Source organism: Pseudomonas sp. MF08817, assembly GCF_059862705.1.
In genome coordinates, this window is sequence record NZ_JCBCUY010000009.1 from 97,110 (window position 1) to 115,771 (window position 18,662).

Here is an 18,662-nt window from a genome sequence, read left to right on the forward strand (position 1 = left end):
GTCAATCTCCTTAAGGGCGGGTTGCAGCGCGCGGCCGCTGATAACGCTATTGGGGTGTGCGTGCAGCACATCGAATTCGCTGAGGGGGCGGGCGGCGGCGTCGCGGGCTTTGACCAACAGCCATTGCTCGCTGCTGCCGGGCAGACCGGTGCGGTAGAGGCGCCATTGGCCGGTCAACTTGAGGCCATGCAGGGTGAAGCGCAGTTGGCCTTGGGCGTAGGCGGTGAAGGGGTCGCCCTCGGGCTGCCAAGTGCCACGGTCCCAGACGATCACATCGCCGGCGCCGTACTGTCCGGGGGCGATGCGGCCTTCGAAATCGGCATAGCCCAGGTCGTGGTCAGGCACCTGCACCGCTAGCCGGCGCACGGTGGGGTCCAGGGCGGGGCCCTTGGGGATCGCCCAACTCTTGAGCGTACCGCCCAGCTCCAGGCGCAAGTCGTAATGCAACTGGCGGGCGCCGTGTTTCTGGATGCAGTAACGCAGCCTTTGCGCGGGGGTAGACATGAAAGACCTCGATGATGGACACGGCTCTTAAGCTCTGTGAGACGTGGCCGTTAGCGGAGTTCAATCGGATTCGTAGCAAGCGAGCCTGCCTGCGCAAGGGGGCATAGCGGTCGTCAAAAAGTCCAGGCGCCGCATTGCTGGAACGGGCGCTGCGCACCCAGCGCGGGCGAGCCCGCTTGCTACAGCAGGTGAAGCAGCGGGGCAGGATTTTTTCTGAACTAGTGCCGTTGCCCATGCACCTAAATGTCGTGAGCCTAAATTGTGCACATTGTGTTGTTTTCTGACCTTTTGGAGGGACGACATGACCCACCCTGGAATTTCCCAGTTGGAGTTGCGGCAAATCATCGAGTCGGCTTTTTTGCCCCAGCGTTGTGTGTGCACGTCGCCGGATAACCGCTCGTTCACAGTGCAGTTTTATGCCGAGGACGGCCATAGCGTGGTGTTGACGGTGACGGGGATTGCCATTGATTCATTAACCAGCCAACAGGCGCTGGCCGCGTTGGTGGCGGATTTACGCATGGATTTGAGCCAGCGCTCGGGCGATGAGGCGGGTATGCCGCTGCGCAGTCTTTAGCGCTGCCCTGTGGGAGCTAAGCCTGCTCGCGATGGCGATCTCAAGACCGCCATCGCTGGCACGCCAGGCGCCTACGGCTCCAAGCACCGCTTGCGCCGCTGGCGCAACTCCACCACTTGCCCCGCCGCCGCTGGCTCTTCCAACAACGCCGCCAACACGTGCAACTGCCCGTTAAGCCATTTGATCGAACCTTGCGGGTTGCCAATGTCGAACGGCATCTTGCCGCTGGCAATCAGGGCCATCGCCAGTTGCCAGGCTTTGCTCTGGGCATCCATCTCAAGCCTCCTGTGCAACGGCGCTGCGTTCGCGCAGTTGCACGGCGCGCATGCGCGGCGATTGTTGGATGAGGCGCAAGTGGTCGATGGCTTCGGCGAACTTCAGGTCGGCCTTGCGCCGCAGCGCTTGGTAGTGGGCGAACGCCTCGGCGTCGAGCGTGGGCGCGTCCAGCAGGTCCAGGGCGCACTGGCTCAGGGCGTTGGCCTGGTGGAAGAGGCGGTGGTTCTGTTCCAGGGCAAAGGCCCGGCAGGTGGGGGTGGTGAACAGCGCGTCGTGGGCAAGCATTGCATCCTCCTTACCTTTTCAAGATCCCTTCGCGTGGCGGTGCCAGGGGCGCTTTGGGCGGTGAGTACCGGGCGTTCGGTGCCACGGTTAAAGCTGTGACTGCGGCGGCGCGGGGCGGACTGCAAAAATTAACCTGTGAAAATTGGTTCGGTTGGCGCGGAATTTTCGCTCAGTTGAATCGATTATTTCGATTGTTCGCCGGGCCCTGACGCCATCCGGGCCTTGGCCTGCTAACTGCATCGCCAGGTTCCGCCTGGTCGGCCAAGGGCAATTGCGCTGAACTTTTAACGTGCGTACCGGTTCGGAACTTAGGCGGGTCGGCCAGCGCCTGCATAACCCACCCAAAGCGCCTGCGGGCGTGAAGGAGCGATGTTCGATGGCTGAAGATCAAGCACGTTTTGAACCCTTGCCCCTGTCCGAGGCCTTGTTGCTGCCGCGCATCGCTATCGAAAACGTGATGCCCACCCTGGACGGCGGCCACTTCGCCGCCAAGGCCGTGGCCGGGCAGGAGGTGCAGGTGAGCGCCACGGTGTTCGCCGACGGCCATGAGCAATTGGCAGTGGTGGTGCGCTGGTGTGGACCGGGCGCGGGGCCGTGGCAGGGCGCAGCCCTGACGGAGCTGGGCAATAACGCCTGGCAGGGTGGCTTTGCGGTCGGCGAGCCTGGGCTGTACGGCTTTTATATAGAAGCCTGGATCGACCGTTACCTGAGCTTTTGCCATGAGTTGGAGAAAAAAGCCTTCGCCGGGGTGGCCGTGGATCTGGAGCTGCAAGAGGGGCGCGAACACCTGCGCCTGGCCCGGGAACGCAGCAGCGGCGAGGTGGCCGAGCAGTTGGCCAGCGTGCACCAGCGGCTCGGGCAGTCACCTGCCGATGAGCAAGTGGCCCTGCTGCTGCAACCGGCCACCCAAGCCCTGATGGCCCAGGCCGATGTGCAGGCGTACCTGAGCCGTAGCCCGCATTTCGCCTTGGATGTAGAGCGTGAGCGGGCGCAGTTCGCCAGTTGGTATGAGCTGTTTCCCCGCTCCAGCACCGACGACGCCCGCCGCCACGGCACCTTCAACGACGTGCAGCAACGCTTGCCGATGATTCGTGATATGGGCTTCGATGTGCTGTATTTTCCGCCCATCCACCCCATCGGCCGCCTTCACCGCAAAGGCCCGAACAACGCCCTCACGGCCGGGCCCGACGACCCCGGTAGCCCTTACGCCATTGGCAGCGCCGAGGGCGGGCACGAGGCGATTCACCCACAACTGGGCAGCCGCGAGGATTTTCGCCGGTTGGTGGCCGCTGCCGCCGAGCATGGCCTGGAAATCGCCCTGGATTTCGCCATCCAGTGCTCCCAGGACCACCCCTGGCTCACTGAGCACCCGGGCTGGTTCAACTGGCGCCCGGACGGCAGCATCCGCTACGCCGAGAACCCGCCGAAAAAGTACCAGGACATCGTCAACGTCGACTTCTACGCCGCCGACGCCGTTCCCGGCCTGTGGTTGGCCCTGCGCGACATTGTACTGGGCTGGGTGGCCGAAGGGGTCACGCTGTTTCGCGTCGACAACCCCCACACCAAGCCGCTGCCGTTCTGGCAATGGCTGATCGCCGATGTGCGTGCCCGCGAGCCGCAGGTGATCTTCCTCGCCGAGGCCTTCACCACACCGGCGATGATGGCGCGCCTGGGCAAGGTCGGTTATTCCCAGAGCTACACCTACTTCACCTGGCGCAACACCAAGGCCGAGTTGGCGGCGTACTTCGAAGAGCTCAACCAGTCGCCATGGCGCGAGTGCTACCGGCCGAACTTTTTCGTCAACACCCCGGACATCAACCCGTTTTTCCTGCATGACAGTGGCCGCGCCGGGTTCCTCATCCGCGCCGCGCTGGCAACCATGGGGTCGGGGCTGTGGGGCATGTACAGCGGTTTCGAGCTGTGCGAGGCGGCGCCGGTGCCGGGCAAGGAGGAATACCTGGACTCGGAGAAATATCAGATCCGCCCCCGCGACTACAGTGCGCCGGGCAACATCATCGCCGAGATCGCCCAGCTCAACCGTATCCGCCGCCAGCACCCGGCGCTGCACACGCACCTGGGCCTGGAGCTGTTCAACGCCTGGAACGAGCAGATCCTGTATTTCGGCAAGCGCAGCCCCGACGGCAGCCACTACGTGCTGGTGGCCGTCAGCCTCGACCCGCACAACGCCCAGGAGGCGCATTTCGAGCTGCCGCTATGGCGCCTGGGCCTGCCCGACGACGCCCACACCCGGGGCGTGGACCTGATGAACGGCCACACCTGGACCTGGTACGGCAAGACCCAGTGGATGCGCATCGAACCCTGGCACCAGCCGTTCGGTATCTGGCGCCTGGAAACCCTTTAGCCCTTCGCCCTCGCACGCTTTTTTCCCCGACCAGCAGGAGTCTTTCATGGCCAGGAAACCCCGTTCGGCAGCCTTTATCAACGACCCGCTCTGGTACAAGGACGCGGTGATCTACCAGGTTCACGTCAAGTCTTACTTCGATTCCAACAACGACGGCATCGGCGACTTCCCCGGGTTGATCGCCAAGCTCGACTACATTGCCGACCTGGGGGTGAACACCATCTGGCTGTTGCCGTTCTACCCCTCGCCACGGCGCGACGACGGCTACGACATCGCCGAATACCGCGGCGTGCACAGCGACTACGGAACCATGGCCGACGCCCGGCGCTTTATCGCCGAAGCCCACAAACGCGGCTTGCGCGTCATCACCGAGCTGGTCATCAACCACACCAGCGACCAGCACCCCTGGTTCCAGCGTGCGCGCAAGGCCAAGCCCGGCTCCAAGGCCCGCGACTTCTACGTGTGGTCCGACACCGACGACAAATACGACGGTACGCGGATCATTTTCCTCGACACAGAAAAATCCAACTGGACCTGGGACCCGGTGGCCGGCCAGTACTTCTGGCACCGTTTCTATTCCCACCAACCGGACCTCAATTTCGACAACCCCCAGGTGCTCAAAGCCGTGCTGTCGGTGATGCACTACTGGCTGGACATGGGCATCGACGGCCTGCGCCTGGACGCCATTCCGTACCTGATCGAGCGCGACGGCACCCACAACGAAAACCTGCCCGAGACCCACCAGGTGCTCAAGCGCATCCGCGCCGAGATCGACGCCCATTACCCCGACCGCATGCTGCTGGCCGAGGCCAACCAGTGGCCGGAGGACACCCAGTTGTACTTCGGCGACGTCCACGGCGCTGATGGCGACGAATGCCACATGGCCTTCCACTTCCCACTGATGCCGCGCATGTACATGGCCCTGGCCCAGGAAGACCGCTTCCCAATCACCGACATCCTGCGCCAGACCCCGGAGATCCCGGCCAATTGCCAATGGGCGATTTTTTTGCGCAATCACGATGAGCTGACCCTGGAAATGGTCACCGACAAGGAGCGCGACTACCTGTGGAACTTCTACGCCGCCGACCGTCGCGCGCGGATCAACCTGGGCATCCGCCGGCGCCTGGCACCGCTGATGGAGCGCGACCGCCGGCGCATCGAGTTGCTCAACAGCCTGCTGCTGTCGATGCCCGGCACGCCGACTCTGTATTACGGCGATGAAATCGGCATGGGCGACAACATCTACCTGGGCGACCGCGACGGCGTGCGCACGCCGATGCAATGGTCCATCGACCGCAACGGCGGGTTCTCCCGCGCCGACCCGGCCAGCCTGGTGTTGCCGCCGATCATGGACCCGCTCTACGGCTATGCCTCGGTCAACGTCGAGACCCAGGCCGGCGACCCCCATTCGTTGCTCAACTGGACCCGCCGCCTGTTGGCCGTGCGCAAGCAGCAAAAGGCCTTTGGCCGGGGCAGCCTGCACATGCTTTCGCCGAGCAACCGGCGCATCCTCGCCTACACCCGCGAGTACACCGCGCCCGACGGCCACCACGAACTGATCCTGTGCGTGGCCAACGTCTCGCGCACGGCCCAGGCCGCCGAACTGGAACTGTCCGCCTACGCCGGGCGGGTGCCGGTGGAAATGATGGGGGGCAACGCCTTTCCGCCCATCGGCCAGTTGCCGTTCTTGTTGACCCTGGCGCCTTACGGCTTCTATTGGTTCCTGCTCGCCGACCAGTCACGCATGCCCAGTTGGCACGTGGAGCCGGCGCAAAGCCTGCCGGAGTTGCTGACCCTGGTGCTGAAAAAGCGCCTGGAGGAACTCCTCGACGCCCCGGCCCGCGACACCCTGGAGCAACAGGTGCTGCCCCAATGGTTGGCCAACCGGCGCTGGTTCGCCGGCAAGGACAGCGCGGTAGGCGCGGTGCGTATTGCCTACGGCGTGCGCTTCGGCGACCCGCACCACCCGGTGCTGCTCAGCGAAATCGAAGTGGGCGATGCCCGCTATCAACTGCCGTTCGGTTTGTTGGCCGAAGACCGGATCAACAGCGCCTTGCCCCAGCAACTGGCCTTGAGCCGGGTACGCCGTGGCCCGCAAGTGGGGCTGATTACCGATGCCTTTGCCCTGGACACCTTTGTTCTGGCGGTGATCCAAGCGCTGCAGGCGCGTACCGTGCTGACCCCCCAAGGCGCCGGGCAGATTGCGTTCGAGCCGGGGCCGGGGCTGGCTGAACTGGGCCTGGATGGCGAGGCCTCGGTGCGCTACCTTTCGGCGCAGCAGTCCAACAGCTCGGTGGTGGTGGGTGAATGCCTGGTGCTCAAACTGATCCGCCAGGTCAGCGCCGGGGTACATCCGGAGCTGGAGATGAGTGCGTTCCTCACGGCAGCAGGCTTTGCCCATATCTCGCCGCTGCTGGGCTCGGTGGTGCGCCGCGATGACCAGGGCCAGGAGCACTTGCTGATGATCGCCCAGGGTTACCTGAGCAATCAGGGCGACGCCTGGACCTGGACCCAGAACAACCTGGAGCGGGCGATCCGCGATGAGTTGGCCGACGCGGTGTCCGAGCACGAGCAGCACTTCAACGCCTTGGGCGAACTGGCCGACTTTGCCGCGATGTTCGGCCAGCGCCTGGGGCAGATGCACAGCGTACTGGCGGCGCCCAGCGACAACCCGGACTTCACCGCCCGGCCCTTGAGCGCCAAGGACACCCAGGCCCTGGCCACTCAAGTGCGCCAGCAACTGGAACAGGCCCTGGACCTGCTGGAACAGCACCGCGACAGCCTGGAGGCGGCGGACCAAGCACGGGTCACGCGCCTGCTCAAGGGGCGCAAGGCGGCGTTGGCGCGCATCGACACACTGGCCCGGGCGGTCAAGGGCGGCCTCAGCCTGCGGGTGCACGGCGACCTGCACCTGGGGCAGGTCCTGGTGATTCACGGCGATGCCTACCTGATCGACTTCGAGGGCGAGCCAGCACGGCCACTGGCCGAACGCCGGGCGCGGCACAGCCCGTACAAGGACGTCAGCGGGGTGCTGCGTTCCTTCGACTACGCCGCGGCCATGGCCCTGAACAGTGTGCAGGGCGTGGATGCCTCACCGGCCGCCGACACTGCCCGTGAGCGGGTGGCGCAGCGTTACCTCAAAGACTCGCAACAGGCCTTCCTCGACGCCTACCGCCTCGCCACCCAGGACCTGGCCCATGGCTGGGAAGCGGCAGGCGAAGACGCGGCCCTGGCCCTGTTCACCCTGGAAAAAGGCGCCTACGAAGTCACCTATGAAGCCCGCAACCGCCCCGACTGGCTCAGCGTTCCCCTGCGGGGGTTGGCCGCGTTGCTCTAAGTTTGGGCTGCCCGACCCACCGCCATCGCGAGCAGGGCTCGCTCCCAGGGGTTCTGGTGTGGCCAGTCCGCTGCCTTCCCTGTGGGAGCGGGCCTTGCCCGCGATGAGGCCAGTCCAGGCAATGCAGCTATCGCGGCTGGAATACCGCCATCGCGAACAGGGCTCGCTCCCACGTCTGGTGTGGCCGGCCCGCTGCTCCTGCAGGGGAGGGGGTATTGGGGGCAGCGGTTACTCAAACGGCGATCAACAGGTTCACCGGCATCTGCGTTAGCACCTGGCTGACCGGCAAAAGCTCGCCTTGGGCTGTTAGGCGGGTGGCCCACAAGCCTTTCCAGCGCGAGTCCCGCAGGGCGGGCGGTAGGTGGATGCAGGTTTCGCCCCAACTCGCCGGCGGGATGTGGGGCTGATCGCCTAGCCACCCGGCCACCCAGCGTGGCACCACCACCAACGCCCATTGCCCTTGCCAGTGGCGGGCGAAGGAGACGATGTGTTCGGCGCGGGGGCCTTGCACCCTGAGAGGGTGGTAGTCGCCACGACGAAACAGTTCGCTGTAGTGCCGGCGCACACCCAGGCTTTGGGCGATCAGGGCCTGTTTGATGCCCCCGTCGCGCCAGTCGCGCAGCAGGGTGGTGATGTCCGCGGGCTGGGCGCTGGCCTGGCGACGCAGGGCGAAGTCCACTGGGCGGCGGTTGTCCGGGTCCACCAGGGAGAAATCCCAGCGCTCGTTACCCTGGTACAGGTCGGGCACGCCGGGGCAGGTGTTGCGCAACAGCACCTGGGCCAGGCCATTGACGGCCCCGGCCGGGGCGATGGTCTCAACGGCGCGGGCCAGCGCCTGGCGCAGCGGCGCGCCTTGGGGGCTGTGGAGCAGGGCATCGAGAAAGTCCTGGCAGGCCTGTTCATAGTCGGGGTTGGGGGCGTTCCAACTGCTGTGCAGTTTGGCTTCGCGCAGGGCCTTGATCTGCCATTGGCCGAGGCGCTCGCGGTAAGCGGCCACGGCGCGGGTGTCGGCCAGGTCCAGCTGCAGCGGCCAACTGCCCAGCAGCGTCTGGTAAAGCATCAGCTCATCGCCGGGCGCCGGGCCCAGTTCCGTGCGCAGGGGCGCGGCCAGCGTGCGCCAGTGGGCCAGTTGCTCGGCGTACCAGTCGCTGCGTTCACTGAGCACCGCCAAGCGGGCGCGGGTGTCTTCGCCGCGCTTGTGGTCGTGGGTGGCGCTGGTGAGCAGGCTGTCGGGGAACTGGTGCAGGCGCTGCTGGCAGGCCTGGTGAAAATCCTCAATCGAGGCGCTGAAGCGCTCGCTGGTGAAGCCCACGTCATTGCGCGACAGCAGCACCGCCGAGCGATAGAACGCGGTGTCTTCCACCGCCTTGGCGGCGGTGGGCGCGGTCAGTTGGGCAAACCGCACGCAGGCATGGCGCAGCAGCTTGCGCGAGCGGCCGGCCGGGCGCTCGCGCCAGGGCTGGCCGCCGAGCCAGTGCTCCAGGTAATCGAGCACCGGCCAGTCGCCTTCGCCGAGGGTCTGGCGCGCACCGTCCAGGGCCTGCTGGAAGAAACGTTGATCCTGGGCGCTACGGCCACGGGCGCTGACGTAGGGGCGGTACACGGTGTAATGCACGATCAGCGCCTGCAACGCCCGGCGGATCGCGCCCAGGGTCAGGTCGCGGCTCATCAGGTCGTCCCGGGCCACTTGCAGCAGGGCTTGGGCCACGCTCTCGAAGTCGCCGCCGAGGCTGCCATTGAGCACCTGTTGGCGGGCCAGTTGCACTTCTTCGGCAAAATCCGCCGCCCGCCCGCTGTGCTCGCTCCAGAGGCGGGCCAGGGGTTCGGCGCCCGCCGGGTGGTGTTGCAGCAGCGATAACTGGTTCATGAACTCATAACCGGTGGTGCCATCCACGCACCAATCCGCGGGTAGTTGTTCGTGGTCGCCAAGGATTTTTTCCACGTAGATCGGCACATGCCGCCCTGGCACCAGGGCATCGACGCGTCGGCGCAGTTTGCGGCAGTACCCGCGGGGGTCAGCGAGGCCGTCGATGTGGTCGATGCGCAGGCCATCGATCAAGCCTTCGCCGAGCAACTGGAACAGCTTGGCGTGGGTGGCCTCGAACACCGCCGGGCGCTCCACCCGCAGGCCGCCCAGTTCGTTGATGTCGAAAAACCGCCGCCAGTTGATGTCATCGGCGGCGGTGCGCCAACTGGCGAGGCGATAGTGCTGGCGTTCGAGCACGCGGTGCAGGCGCGCAAAGCCCTCGGTGGTGCGCGAATCGAAGCGTTGCAGGTGGCCGAGGATCGCCTCGGCGGCCGCCGGTGCGTGGGCGGCGTGGGCCAGTTCCTCGCGCAGTTGCGCGGCGCGGGCGTGGGCGTCGGGGTGCCCGGCCAGTGCCGCGAAAGCCTCGCCCAGGTGCGCCAGGGTGGCGGGTAACAGGGTGGGGTAGTCGTCGGGGCAGATGGGGAAGCGGTGCTGGTAATGGCTGACATAGAAACCGCCATTGGCGGGGTCGAAGCGCAGCACCACGTCCCCTTGCTGCAAGGCCGCACCGTAGTCGCTGCCCAGGAAGGGCACGAGCAATTGGCCGGCGAGCAAGGGGTCGGGGGAGTGCCACTGGATATCGAAGAATTCACTGTAGGGGCTGCGCCGGCCCCACTCCAGCAGGTCGAGCCACCAGGGGTTATCGGCTCCGCCGACCGCCATGTGGTTGGAGACGATGTCCAGCACCAGGCCCATTTCGTGCTCGCGCAGGGCGGCGACGATGCGGCGCAACGCCGCTTCGCCCCCCAGGCGCGGATCGACCCGGGTCGGGTCGACCACGTCGTAGCCGTGCATGGACCCGGCCCTGGCGCTGAGCAAGGGTGAGGCATACACATGGCTGATGCCCAGGTCGGCGAAGTAGGGCACCAGGGCGGTGGCGTCGTCGAGTTGGAAGCCTTCATGAAATTGCAGGCGCACGGTGGCGCGCAGGGGCGTGTTCACCAGGTGGGGTCCTCCGGTAGCGGGGCGGCAAGGGTGGCGATGGCGCTGTGGGCGGGCAACTGCGCCAAGGGCGGTTGCGCGGTGCTGTGGGCCAGCACTCGGGCATGGGGGGCGCTGCGTCGGGTGACCGGCGCCACGCCCAGGTTAAGGTCGATTTGCAGCACGCTGCCGTCCCCCAGGCGCCAGCGCGCACTGACCGCGCCTGTGCCCAGTACCACCGCGCCCAGGGCCTGGGTGCCCGGCAGGTGCGGGGTCAGGTGCTGTTGGCGCACCTTGAGCAGGTGGTGGTGCCAGGCCAGCATGGCCTGTTGTTCGGCGCTGGCCGGCGCGCCGGGGCGCGACGCCTCGAACGTGGCACGGGCGTTGGGGTCGGGAATGGCGGCGCGGCGCTGGGGGTCGGCAAAGGCCGGGAACCCGGCGAACTCATTGCGCCGGCCGTCACGCACGGCGTCGGCCAGTTGCGCGTGGTGGTCGGTGAAAAACAGGAAGGGTTCGCTGGCGGCCCATTCATCGCCCATGAACAGCAAAGGGATCATCGGCGAGAGCAGCAGCAACAGGGTCGCCGCCCGCAATGCCGGTGGCGGGCACAGCTGTGAGAGGCGCTCGCCGAGGGCGCGGTTGCCGACCTGGTCGTGGTTCTGCAAGAACAGTACGAAGGCGCTGGGGGGCAGGTGCCCACTGGGTTCGCCCCGGGGCCGACCGTGGCGGTCGGGCTGGCCCTGGAAGGCGAAACCCTGGCTCAGGCAACGGGCCAGGTGTTCGGTGGGCCGTTCGGCAAAGTCGGCGTAGTAGGCCTCGGTTTCCCCGGTGAGCAGCACATGCAGGGCGTTGTGGCCATCGTCGTTCCATTGGCCGTCGAAGCTCAACGCTTGCAAGGTCGGGTCAAGCAGGCTGGCCTGGTTGAATTCGTTTTCCAGGGTCAGCCACACCTGGCGCGCCGGGTCCAGGTGCTGGCGTACCTCGCGCGCCAAGTCGTGCAGGAAAGTGCTGTCGTCGATGGCATGCACCGCGTCCAGGCGCAGGCCGTCGAAGCGGTAGTCCTGCAGCCACATGCGCGCGTTATCGATGAAAAACTCGCGCACCGGGCCTTGCCGGTAGTCGATGGCCGCGCCCCAGGGGGTGTGTTTGTCCTCGCGGAAAAACGCCTTGGCGTACTGGCCCAGGTAATTGCCGTCGGGGCCAAAGTGGTTGTAGACCACATCCAGCAGCACCATCAGGCCATGGCCGTGGGCGGCGTCGATCAGGGCCTTGAGGTCGTCGGGGCTGCCGTAGGCGGCGTGGGGCGCGTAGAGCAACACGCCGTCGTAGCCCCAATTGCGGGTGCCGGGAAATTGCGCCAAAGGCATCAGCTCAATAGCGGTCACGCCCAACGCGGCCAGGCGCGGCAGGTGTTCCACCACCGCGCCATAGCCACCGAGGGCGCCGACATGCAGCTCGTAGATCACCGCTTCATGCCAGGGCCGCCCGCGCCACTGCGGGTGCTGCCAGCGGTAGGCGTCAGGGTCGATTACCAGGCTGTAGCCGTGTACATCCGTGGCCTGGGCGCGGGCGGCAGGGTCAGGCACGGGGTGTTGGTCGTCGATCACAAAGCGGTAGCGGCTGCCCACACCCCAAGGTGCGTCCAGTTCATACCAGCCCTGGGCTGCGGGCAGCATCGGCAAGCATTCGCCGCTGTCGCGTTGCAGGCTGACACTGCGGGCGTCGGGGGCCCAGAGGGCAAAACGGGTGTGGGTCGAGCTCAAGGGCCAGGCGCCATGGCGCGGGCCCTGGGGTGACCTTGATGGCATGGGTCGATACCTCCAGGTCGCAAGGGGCGGGGCGCTTGCCCCGTACCTTTAACCTGACCCGGAGGCTTTTCAGAAGTTTCGAGTTTTTCGGGCGGCCTAACCCTAGGCAAGGCCTGCGGGGGGTGTGTTGGCAACGCAGCGTAAGCAAAACCCCAGGCAAGGGTGCCTACACCCTACGACCCACCCAGCCTTACACCCAAAGTGGCGCCCCCGGTCTTACGCCGCTGTGGCCGCTCCACCCGCGCCAGGCCAAAGTAGCGGCCTTTCGCCGCCAAGGCAGCATGGGAGCCCCCTGCGGCCCTTCTGATAATTGCCTCCGACAACTCGTCCCCCGTTTGCGGAGCGCGCCATGTACAACAATAAGAAATTGCGGCACCCCATCTTGCCGGTGTTTATCGCCAGCCTGTCCACCCTGGGCCTGAGTTCGGCGGCGCACGCCGAAATCATGCTGTACGACAAAGACCAGACCACGTTTTCCACCGACGGCTACATCAACGCCTTTTACGTCAACAGCGACGTGGACCGCGCCGGCGAGCAGTACGACCGCCGTCAGTCACGGGTAAAAATGGGCTTTTTGCCCAACTACCTGGGCTTCAACATGGGCAAGCAGGTCGATGACCTCAAGCTCGGCGCGCGGGCGTCTTTCTGGGTGACCATCAACGACAGCGAAACCAACGGCACCGACACCGCCATCGACGTGCGCCAGTTCTACGGCACCGTGGCCAACCCCGAATGGGGCGAGGTATTGATCGGTAAAGACTTTGGCCTGTTCGCCCGCTCCAACATCCTGCTCGACGAAATGCTCGCCGGCTACGGCCAGGTCAGCGACAGCCTGGGCCTGGTGGACGGCGGCGGGGTGTCGTTCGGCAACATCGGCACCGGTTACCCGTACCCGTTCCCCACCTCGCAAATCACCTACCGCACGCCAGTGATGCAAGGCCTGCGCGTGGCCGTGGGCATCATGGACCCGGTGGACACCAACGACGACAGCGCCCTGGGCAAGGCCTACCAGGAAAACCCGCGCACCGAGAGCGAGATCACGTACCAGTTCGACCTCGGCGGGGCGAAGATCTACAACTGGCTCAACGGCAGCTACCAGACCTCTGACAACACCGACCCGAGCGTGCAGTCGGTCACCTCTAAAGGCGTCGGCTACGGCGTGCAGGCGAAAATGGGCGGCTTGTCCTTGACCGGTTCGGGGTTCCAGGCCAAGGGCATCAACCCGTTCTATACCAACAACGCTGGCGAGGCGACGCTGCGCGAGGTGGACAGCGACGGCTACCTGCTGCAAGGCTCGTACAAACTGGGCAAGAACCGCTTGGCGCTGTCTTACGGCAAGACCAAGGATGACGGCAACGGCGTGGTCGGCACCGGCGCCGACTACGAAACCCGCGGCATCGCGCTGTTCCACGAGATCAACGCCAACCTGCAACTGGTCGCCGAATACAACCAGTTTGAAATCAACGGCCACGACAACGACCTGCAAAACGAAGACACCAACACCTTCGCCGTAGGTGCCGTGCTGACCTGGTAAGCGCAACTGAACCGGCCCCGCCGTGCGCATCGCGGCGGGGCCGGTTTTTTTTGTAGTGGAGGTGAAGCCACAAGCCACAAACTTGCAGCTCGCAGCTGTGCCCCCCTATATCGAGTAGTGGCGCAGTTCGCGCGCAATGACCATGCGCTGGATTTCGCTGGAGCCCTCGTAGATTTGGGTGATGCGGGCGTCGCGGTAGTAGCGCTCTACGGGGTAGTCCTCCAGGTAACCGTAGCCGCCGTGGATCTGCATCGCCGATGAGCAGACTTTTTCCGCCATTTCCGAGGCGAACAGTTTGGCTTGGGAGGCCTCGGACAGGCACGGCTGGCCGGCGCTGCGCAGGCGTGCGGCATGGAGGATCAGCAAGCGGGCGGCGTTGAGGCGGGTGTGCATGTCGGCCAATAGGTTGGCGATGCTCTGGTGTTCGATGATGGCTTTGTCGAACTGCACCCGTTGGCGCGAATAGGCCAGCGCGGCTTCAAAGGCTGCGCGGGCGATGCCCAGGGCCTGGGCGGCGATGCCGATGCGCCCGCCTTCAAGGTTGGACAGGGCAATGGCCAGGCCTTTGCCCCGTTCGCCCAGCAGGTTGGCTTCGGGGAGGGTGCAGTTGCTAAGAGTCACGGCGCAGGTGTCGGAGGCGCGGATGCCCATTTTGTGTTCGGTGCGGTCGACGATGAAGCCCGGGGTGTCGGTGGGCACGAGGAAGGCCGAGAGGCCTTTTTTACCCAACTCCGGGTCGGTGACGGCAAAGACGATGGCCAGTTTGGCGCGCTTGCCGTTGCTGACAAACTGCTTGGCGCCGTTGATGACCCACTGGCCGTCACGCAGTTCGGCGCGGGTGCGCAGGTTGTGGGCTTCGGAACCGGCCTGGGGCTCGGTGAGGCAGAAGCAGCCGATGGTCTGGCCGCTGGCCAGGCCGGGCAGCCAGGCTTCTTTCTGGGCTTGGCTGCCGTAGTTGAGCACCGGCCCGCAACCCACCGAGTTATGGATGCTCATCAGCGCTCCGGTGGCGCCATCACCGGCGGAGATTTCCTCCACCGCCAGGGCGTACGCCACGTAGTCAACGTAGGTGCCACCCCATTCCTCGGGCACCACCATGCCCAAAAGGCCCAGTTCGCCCATCTTCGCCACCAGGGCGTCATCGATCCACCCGGCCTTTTCCCAGGCCTGGGCATGGGGGGCGATTTCACCGCGGGCAAAGTCGCGGGCCATGTCGCGGATCATCACTTGTTCTTCGCTCAATTCCAGGTCGTGCATGGCTCAGCTCCCTCGTTGGTCAAAACCATGGAAGAACGCAGCCACCCGCTGGCCATCGAGGCCTTGCAAGGTGGGCGGGTTCCAGCGTGGGCGCTTGTCTTTGTCGATCAGCAGGGCGCGCACGCCTTCGATCAGGTCGCCGCGCTCGAACCATTGGCGGTCCAGGTGCAGTTCCAGGGCAAAGCAGTCTTCCAGGCTCAAATGGCGGCCGCGACGCAGCATTTCCAGGGTCACGGCCATGGCCAGTGGCGAGCGGCTTTCCAGCAGGGTGGCGGTGGCCAGGGCCCACTCGTGGCTGTCGCCGACGGTGACGGCGCGCAGTTGCTCGACGATGGCGGGCATGTCGGGCAGGGCGAAGAAGTGGTCGATGGCGGTACGCAGCGCCAGCAGGGGCGCGTCGGGCAGGGTTTGCACCGCCAGGGTGGCGAGCAGGCCTTGCAGGTCTTTGAGGGGGTTGGCGTGCCAGATCAGGCTGTCGAGGCAGCCATCCAGCAGTTCCAGTTGGCTGCTTTGCAGGTACCAGTCAGCCAAACCGCAATACAAGGCGTCGGCGGCGCGGATCTGCACGCCGCTGACGCCCAGGTAAACACCCAGTTCACCGGGAATGCGCGGCAGGAAGTAGCTGCCGCCCACATCCGGGAAGTAGCCGATGGCCACTTCCGGCATCCCCAGGCGGCTGCGCTCGGTCACCACCCGCAGATCGGCGCCTTGCACCAAGCCCATACCGCCGCCCAGGACGAAACCGTCCATCAGGGCCAGGATGGGTTTGCAGTAGTGGTGGATCGCCAGGTCGAGGGCGTATTCCTCGACGAAAAAGTCTTCGTGCAGGGTGTCGCCCGCCTTGAAGCTGTCATACAGCGAACGGATATCGCCGCCGGCGCAAAAGGCCTTTTCGCCGGCGCCGCGCAGCACCACCGCGTACACGGCCGGGTCGTGGGCCCAGGCGTCGAGTTGGCGGTGCAGGCTGCGCACCATGTCCAGGGTGATGGCATTGAGGCCGGCGGGGCGGTTGAGGGTCAGGTGACCGATATGGTTGCGCACCTGCGCCAGTACCTGGGGTTGGGGGGTGTCCAGGGCTTCCCGGACCTGGGACGGAACCTCAGCAGTCATCACTAACTCCCTGCTTTTATTGTTTTTTATAGAAGTGTTCGCGGGCGAACGATCCCGGATCGTAACAGTGCAAATTTGCCTTGTACAACCGTGATAAGTGCAGGTCAGCTGTGCATTTTTGCAGGGTGAGCGGCGTTCAGAGGCGCTTGGCCAGCACCTCGCCGACGCTGCGCCGGCGGGCATGGCGCTCGCTGGCGTGGATCAGTTGTTCCAGGTCTTCGGGGGTGACGTCGAAGAATTCCTGCATGTCCTGCAGGGCGTTGTGCAGGTCGGCGGCGGTGATGGCGGCCGGGTCCACGGGCGCATGGTCGGCAGGCACCACGGCCACCGGTTCGGCGTGGCCTTTGGGGTAGCGCACCCGCGTCAGGTTGTTGTAGGCCAGGGCGCTGAGCACCATGCACAGGGCACCAAGCATCACCGGGCCGAGGGCCAGCCAATCGAGGGCGACGGTGGCGGGGTCGGCCACCACCATAATCAGGCTCAGGGCACCGGCCGGCGGATGCAGGCAGCGCAGGGCACACATCAGCAGCAGCGCCAAGCCCGCGGCGAGGCAAGCGCTGCCCAGGCTGCGGCCCAACGCATGAGCAACCAACAACGCCACCACGCCGGCGCAGGCATAGCCGCCCAGAATCGCCCAGGGCTGGGCCAATGCGCCGGACGACACGGCGAACAGCAGCACCGCCGAGGCGCCCAAGGGGCCGATCAGGTGCAGCGCCACGTCTGGGCCAAACACCTGGGCACAGGCCCAGACGCTGAACAGCGTACCCAAGGCCATGCCGATGGCGGCGCGGGTCCATTCGGTGGGGCGGGTGTTGAGGGCAGCGGGGAACCAACGAGCGAGCATGGCGAGGACGATCCGGTACACGGGGCAGGGCAAAAAAAGGGTTGCCAGGCAAACCGGGCAACCCTTGGGAAATGTTCCAACTATTGGGGGAGGAACGGCGCGCAGTGTGCCAATCTGCCGCACCTGTGACTAATTCATATTAATGCTGCTTAAGTGCAGTTTTTTTGCATTTGCGCCGTCGCTTCAACGGTAGACCGGCAGCGGCGGGGCGACTTGCTTGCCCAGCACTCGCTCGCGGCTCTCACTGCTCAGCAGCGCGCGCTCGAGGTTTTCGCGCAGTTCGGTACGTTCGCCCAAGGGCCCTTTGAGCGCCACCAGGGCGTCGCGCAGGGCACGCAGGCGCTGCAACTGTGGCAGGGGCACGCTGAGTTCCGTGTAGCCGTCCGCCAGCGCGGGCCGGTCCAAGGTCAGGGGAGAGGGATTTGCACAGCGATCGAGGAACAGTTCTTCAGACATTGGAGCGCCTACGTTTGACTGAGAAGGAACGGGCGGCAGACGGTATTCACAAAAAAGGCAACCTGGTTTTTTGTAAGTCGCTTTTGCCGGCCAATTATGGGCCGGTGGACAGCCACTCATAGATGGCAGTTACCGATATCCTCGTAAGATTTTTCTCTGAAGGATTAACCGCGTGGGAAACCTGCAAACTGTCTGGAATCACCGTCTGACAGGCATTTGGCGCGGCCCATAAAGTGTTGAAAAACGAATATGGATCAATACTTTGTTTACATAATCTGAAATGCTTACGGGTTCATTTACAGAGGCCGGGACCACGTATCACGGCCGCGCATTTTTCATTTAAGGCCTGCTCCGCTTGACTGACTTACTTCAACCCCACTGCCTCCCTGCCGGTGCCCACGAAGCCAACCCGCTGACGCTGTACCTGGCGCGCCTGGCGCCCTCGAGCCAACTGACCATGCGTTACGTGCTGCAAGACGCCGCTGATCGCTTGGGTTTTGATGAACTCAATATCGACGAAATCCCCTGGCACCAGTTGCAACCGGCGGATGTGGTCGCCCTGGTGGCGGCGCTGCGCGAGGACGGCTATGCGCCCAACACCTCGTCGCTGTACGTCAACGCCGTGCGCGGGGTGATGAACGAAGCCTGGCGCCTGAGCCTGATAAGCCAGGACCACCTGCTCAAGATGCGTTCGGTCAAGGCCATGGGTGGTACGCGCCTGGCCCAGGGGCGCAACCTCAAGCGCAGCCTGATCCAGGAACTGATGGCCGTGTGCGCCGCCGACCCGCGCCCCCAGGGCCTGCGCGATGCAGCGGTGATCGCGATCCTGTATGGCTCGGGCATGCGCAAGTCCGAATCGGTGAACCTGGAACTGGGCCAGCTCGATTTCAGCGAACGCAGCCTGCGGGTCACCGCCAAGGGCAACAAGCAACTGGTCAAGTACGCGCCCACCTGGGCCTTCGCCAAACTGACGGCGTGGCTGGAGTTTCGCCGCTCCCAACTGCCCGAGGGCCAGGCCGACGACCCCTTCCTGTTCAACCGTATCCGCCGGGGCAGCCACATCACCCGCGAGCGCATCACCAAACACGCGATCTACTACATCGCCCGCCAGCGCGGCGCCCAGGTGGGGGTGAAGATCATGCCCCACGACTTTCGCCGCTCGTTCATCACCCGGGTGATCGAGGAGCATGACCTGTCCATCGCGCAAAAACTGGCGCACCACACCAACATCCAGACCACCGCCAATTACGACGTGCGCGACGATAACGAACGGCGCCGGGCCATCGACCGTTTTGATCTGTAGGGTCCGCAACCGGGGATAGGCATGGACAGAGGCGAGCCGCCGTCCCTATGCTGGCGCGACTTTAT

13 protein-coding genes and 1 pseudogene are annotated in these 18,662 nt (G+C 65.2%); 5 read left to right on the forward strand and 9 right to left on the reverse strand.

The window, feature by feature from the left end; all coding sequences use genetic code 11:
• Nucleotides 1-18: 18 nt before the first annotated feature.
• A pseudogene (locus tag AC19YR_RS07820) lies at nt 19-528 on the reverse strand (DNA polymerase ligase N-terminal domain-containing protein); the annotation flags it as partial.
• 277 nt (nt 529-805) lie between these two features.
• Here AC19YR_RS07820 and AC19YR_RS07825 point away from each other — a divergent pair.
• A complete protein-coding gene (locus tag AC19YR_RS07825) occupies nt 806-1,078 on the forward strand; it encodes a DUF1652 domain-containing protein (RefSeq protein ID WP_095108280.1) in 273 nt (90 codons plus the stop codon).
• 71 nt (nt 1,079-1,149) lie between these two features.
• On the opposite strand, the gene AC19YR_RS07830 is transcribed toward AC19YR_RS07825, so the two are convergent.
• Both AC19YR_RS07830 and AC19YR_RS07835 read right to left on the reverse strand, forming a co-directional pair.
• Nucleotides 1,150-1,353 carry a hypothetical protein gene (locus tag AC19YR_RS07830; RefSeq protein WP_095108281.1) on the reverse strand — a complete coding sequence of 68 codons (204 nt, stop codon included), beginning with the start codon at nt 1,351-1,353 and terminating at the stop codon, nt 1,150-1,152.
• Nucleotide 1,354: 1 nt separating this feature from the next.
• The gene (locus AC19YR_RS07835; protein WP_095108282.1) at nt 1,355-1,639 is read right to left on the reverse strand and encodes a hypothetical protein; all 285 of its coding nucleotides are present in this window, start codon (nt 1,637-1,639) and stop codon (nt 1,355-1,357) included.
• Nucleotides 1,640-2,015: 376 nt separating this feature from the next.
• Here AC19YR_RS07835 and AC19YR_RS07840 point away from each other — a divergent pair, with 376 nt between their 5' ends.
• Together AC19YR_RS07840 and treS are read left to right on the forward strand one after the other, a co-directional pair.
• Nucleotides 2,016-4,001 carry an alpha-1,4-glucan--maltose-1-phosphate maltosyltransferase gene (locus AC19YR_RS07840; RefSeq protein WP_500597863.1) on the forward strand — a complete coding sequence of 662 codons (1,986 nt, stop codon included), beginning with the start codon at nt 2,016-2,018 and terminating at the stop codon, nt 3,999-4,001.
• Between the two features lie 46 nt (nt 4,002-4,047).
• Nucleotides 4,048-7,338: a maltose alpha-D-glucosyltransferase gene (gene treS / locus AC19YR_RS07845; RefSeq protein WP_500597864.1), complete on the forward strand. Its 3,291-nt coding sequence runs from the start codon at nt 4,048-4,050 to the stop codon at nt 7,336-7,338.
• Between the two features lie 232 nt (nt 7,339-7,570).
• On the opposite strand, the gene AC19YR_RS07850 is transcribed toward treS, so the two are convergent.
• Together AC19YR_RS07850 and treZ are read right to left on the reverse strand one after the other, a co-directional pair.
• Nucleotides 7,571-10,306 carry a malto-oligosyltrehalose synthase gene (locus tag AC19YR_RS07850; protein WP_500597866.1) on the reverse strand — a complete coding sequence of 912 codons (2,736 nt, stop codon included), beginning with the start codon at nt 10,304-10,306 and terminating at the stop codon, nt 7,571-7,573.
• Nucleotides 10,303-12,093 carry a malto-oligosyltrehalose trehalohydrolase gene (gene treZ / locus AC19YR_RS07855; protein ID WP_500597867.1) on the reverse strand — a complete coding sequence of 597 codons (1,791 nt, stop codon included), beginning with the start codon at nt 12,091-12,093 and terminating at the stop codon, nt 10,303-10,305. The genes AC19YR_RS07850 and treZ overlap by 4 nt, the downstream gene beginning before the upstream one ends.
• A gap of 349 nt (nt 12,094-12,442) precedes the next feature.
• On the opposite strand from treZ, the gene AC19YR_RS07860 reads away from it, so the two are divergent.
• Nucleotides 12,443-13,627: a porin gene (locus AC19YR_RS07860; protein WP_500597869.1), complete on the forward strand. Its 1,185-nt coding sequence runs from the start codon at nt 12,443-12,445 to the stop codon at nt 13,625-13,627.
• A 105-nt stretch (nt 13,628-13,732) separates the two neighbouring features.
• Here AC19YR_RS07860 and AC19YR_RS07865 read toward each other — a convergent pair whose 3' ends face one another.
• The 4 genes from AC19YR_RS07865 to AC19YR_RS07880 form a co-directional block, all read right to left on the reverse strand.
• Nucleotides 13,733-14,884: an acyl-CoA dehydrogenase family protein gene (locus AC19YR_RS07865; protein WP_095108288.1), complete on the reverse strand. Its 1,152-nt coding sequence runs from the start codon at nt 14,882-14,884 to the stop codon at nt 13,733-13,735.
• Nucleotides 14,885-14,887: 3 nt separating this feature from the next.
• The gene (locus AC19YR_RS07870) at nt 14,888-15,994 is read right to left on the reverse strand and encodes an enoyl-CoA hydratase/isomerase family protein (protein ID WP_500597870.1); all 1,107 of its coding nucleotides are present in this window, start codon (nt 15,992-15,994) and stop codon (nt 14,888-14,890) included.
• Between the two features lie 136 nt (nt 15,995-16,130).
• Nucleotides 16,131-16,838: an HPP family protein gene (locus AC19YR_RS07875; protein ID WP_500597872.1), complete on the reverse strand. Its 708-nt coding sequence runs from the start codon at nt 16,836-16,838 to the stop codon at nt 16,131-16,133.
• Between the two features lie 183 nt (nt 16,839-17,021).
• A complete protein-coding gene (locus AC19YR_RS07880) occupies nt 17,022-17,294 on the reverse strand; it encodes a type VI secretion system contractile sheath small subunit (protein WP_095108291.1) in 273 nt (90 codons plus the stop codon).
• A gap of 355 nt (nt 17,295-17,649) precedes the next feature.
• On the opposite strand from AC19YR_RS07880, the gene AC19YR_RS07885 reads away from it, so the two are divergent.
• Entirely contained in the window at nt 17,650-18,597 is a 948-nt protein-coding gene (locus tag AC19YR_RS07885; RefSeq protein ID WP_500597873.1) for a site-specific integrase, read from the forward strand.
• Nucleotides 18,598-18,662 lie beyond the last annotated feature (65 nt).

Excerpts from the sequence above, each read along its gene's own strand:
- AC19YR_RS07825 (WP_095108280.1), top strand. The coding sequence starts at position 806 with ATGACCCACCCTGGAATTTCCCAGTTGGAGTTGCGGCAAATCATCGAG.
- AC19YR_RS07830 (WP_095108281.1), bottom strand. The coding sequence starts at position 1,353 with ATGGATGCCCAGAGCAAAGCCTGGCAACTGGCGATGGCCCTGATTGCC.
- AC19YR_RS07835 (WP_095108282.1), bottom strand. The coding sequence starts at position 1,639 with ATGCTTGCCCACGACGCGCTGTTCACCACCCCCACCTGCCGGGCCTTT.
- AC19YR_RS07840 (WP_500597863.1), top strand. The coding sequence starts at position 2,016 with ATGGCTGAAGATCAAGCACGTTTTGAACCCTTGCCCCTGTCCGAGGCC.
- treS (WP_500597864.1), top strand. The coding sequence starts at position 4,048 with ATGGCCAGGAAACCCCGTTCGGCAGCCTTTATCAACGACCCGCTCTGG.
- treZ (WP_500597867.1), bottom strand. The coding sequence starts at position 12,093 with ATGCCATCAAGGTCACCCCAGGGCCCGCGCCATGGCGCCTGGCCCTTG.
- AC19YR_RS07860 (WP_500597869.1), top strand. The coding sequence starts at position 12,443 with ATGTACAACAATAAGAAATTGCGGCACCCCATCTTGCCGGTGTTTATC.
- AC19YR_RS07865 (WP_095108288.1), bottom strand. The coding sequence starts at position 14,884 with ATGCACGACCTGGAATTGAGCGAAGAACAAGTGATGATCCGCGACATG.
- AC19YR_RS07870 (WP_500597870.1), bottom strand. The coding sequence starts at position 15,994 with ATGACTGCTGAGGTTCCGTCCCAGGTCCGGGAAGCCCTGGACACCCCC.
- AC19YR_RS07875 (WP_500597872.1), bottom strand. The coding sequence starts at position 16,838 with ATGCTCGCTCGTTGGTTCCCCGCTGCCCTCAACACCCGCCCCACCGAA.
- AC19YR_RS07880 (WP_095108291.1), bottom strand. The coding sequence starts at position 17,294 with ATGTCTGAAGAACTGTTCCTCGATCGCTGTGCAAATCCCTCTCCCCTG.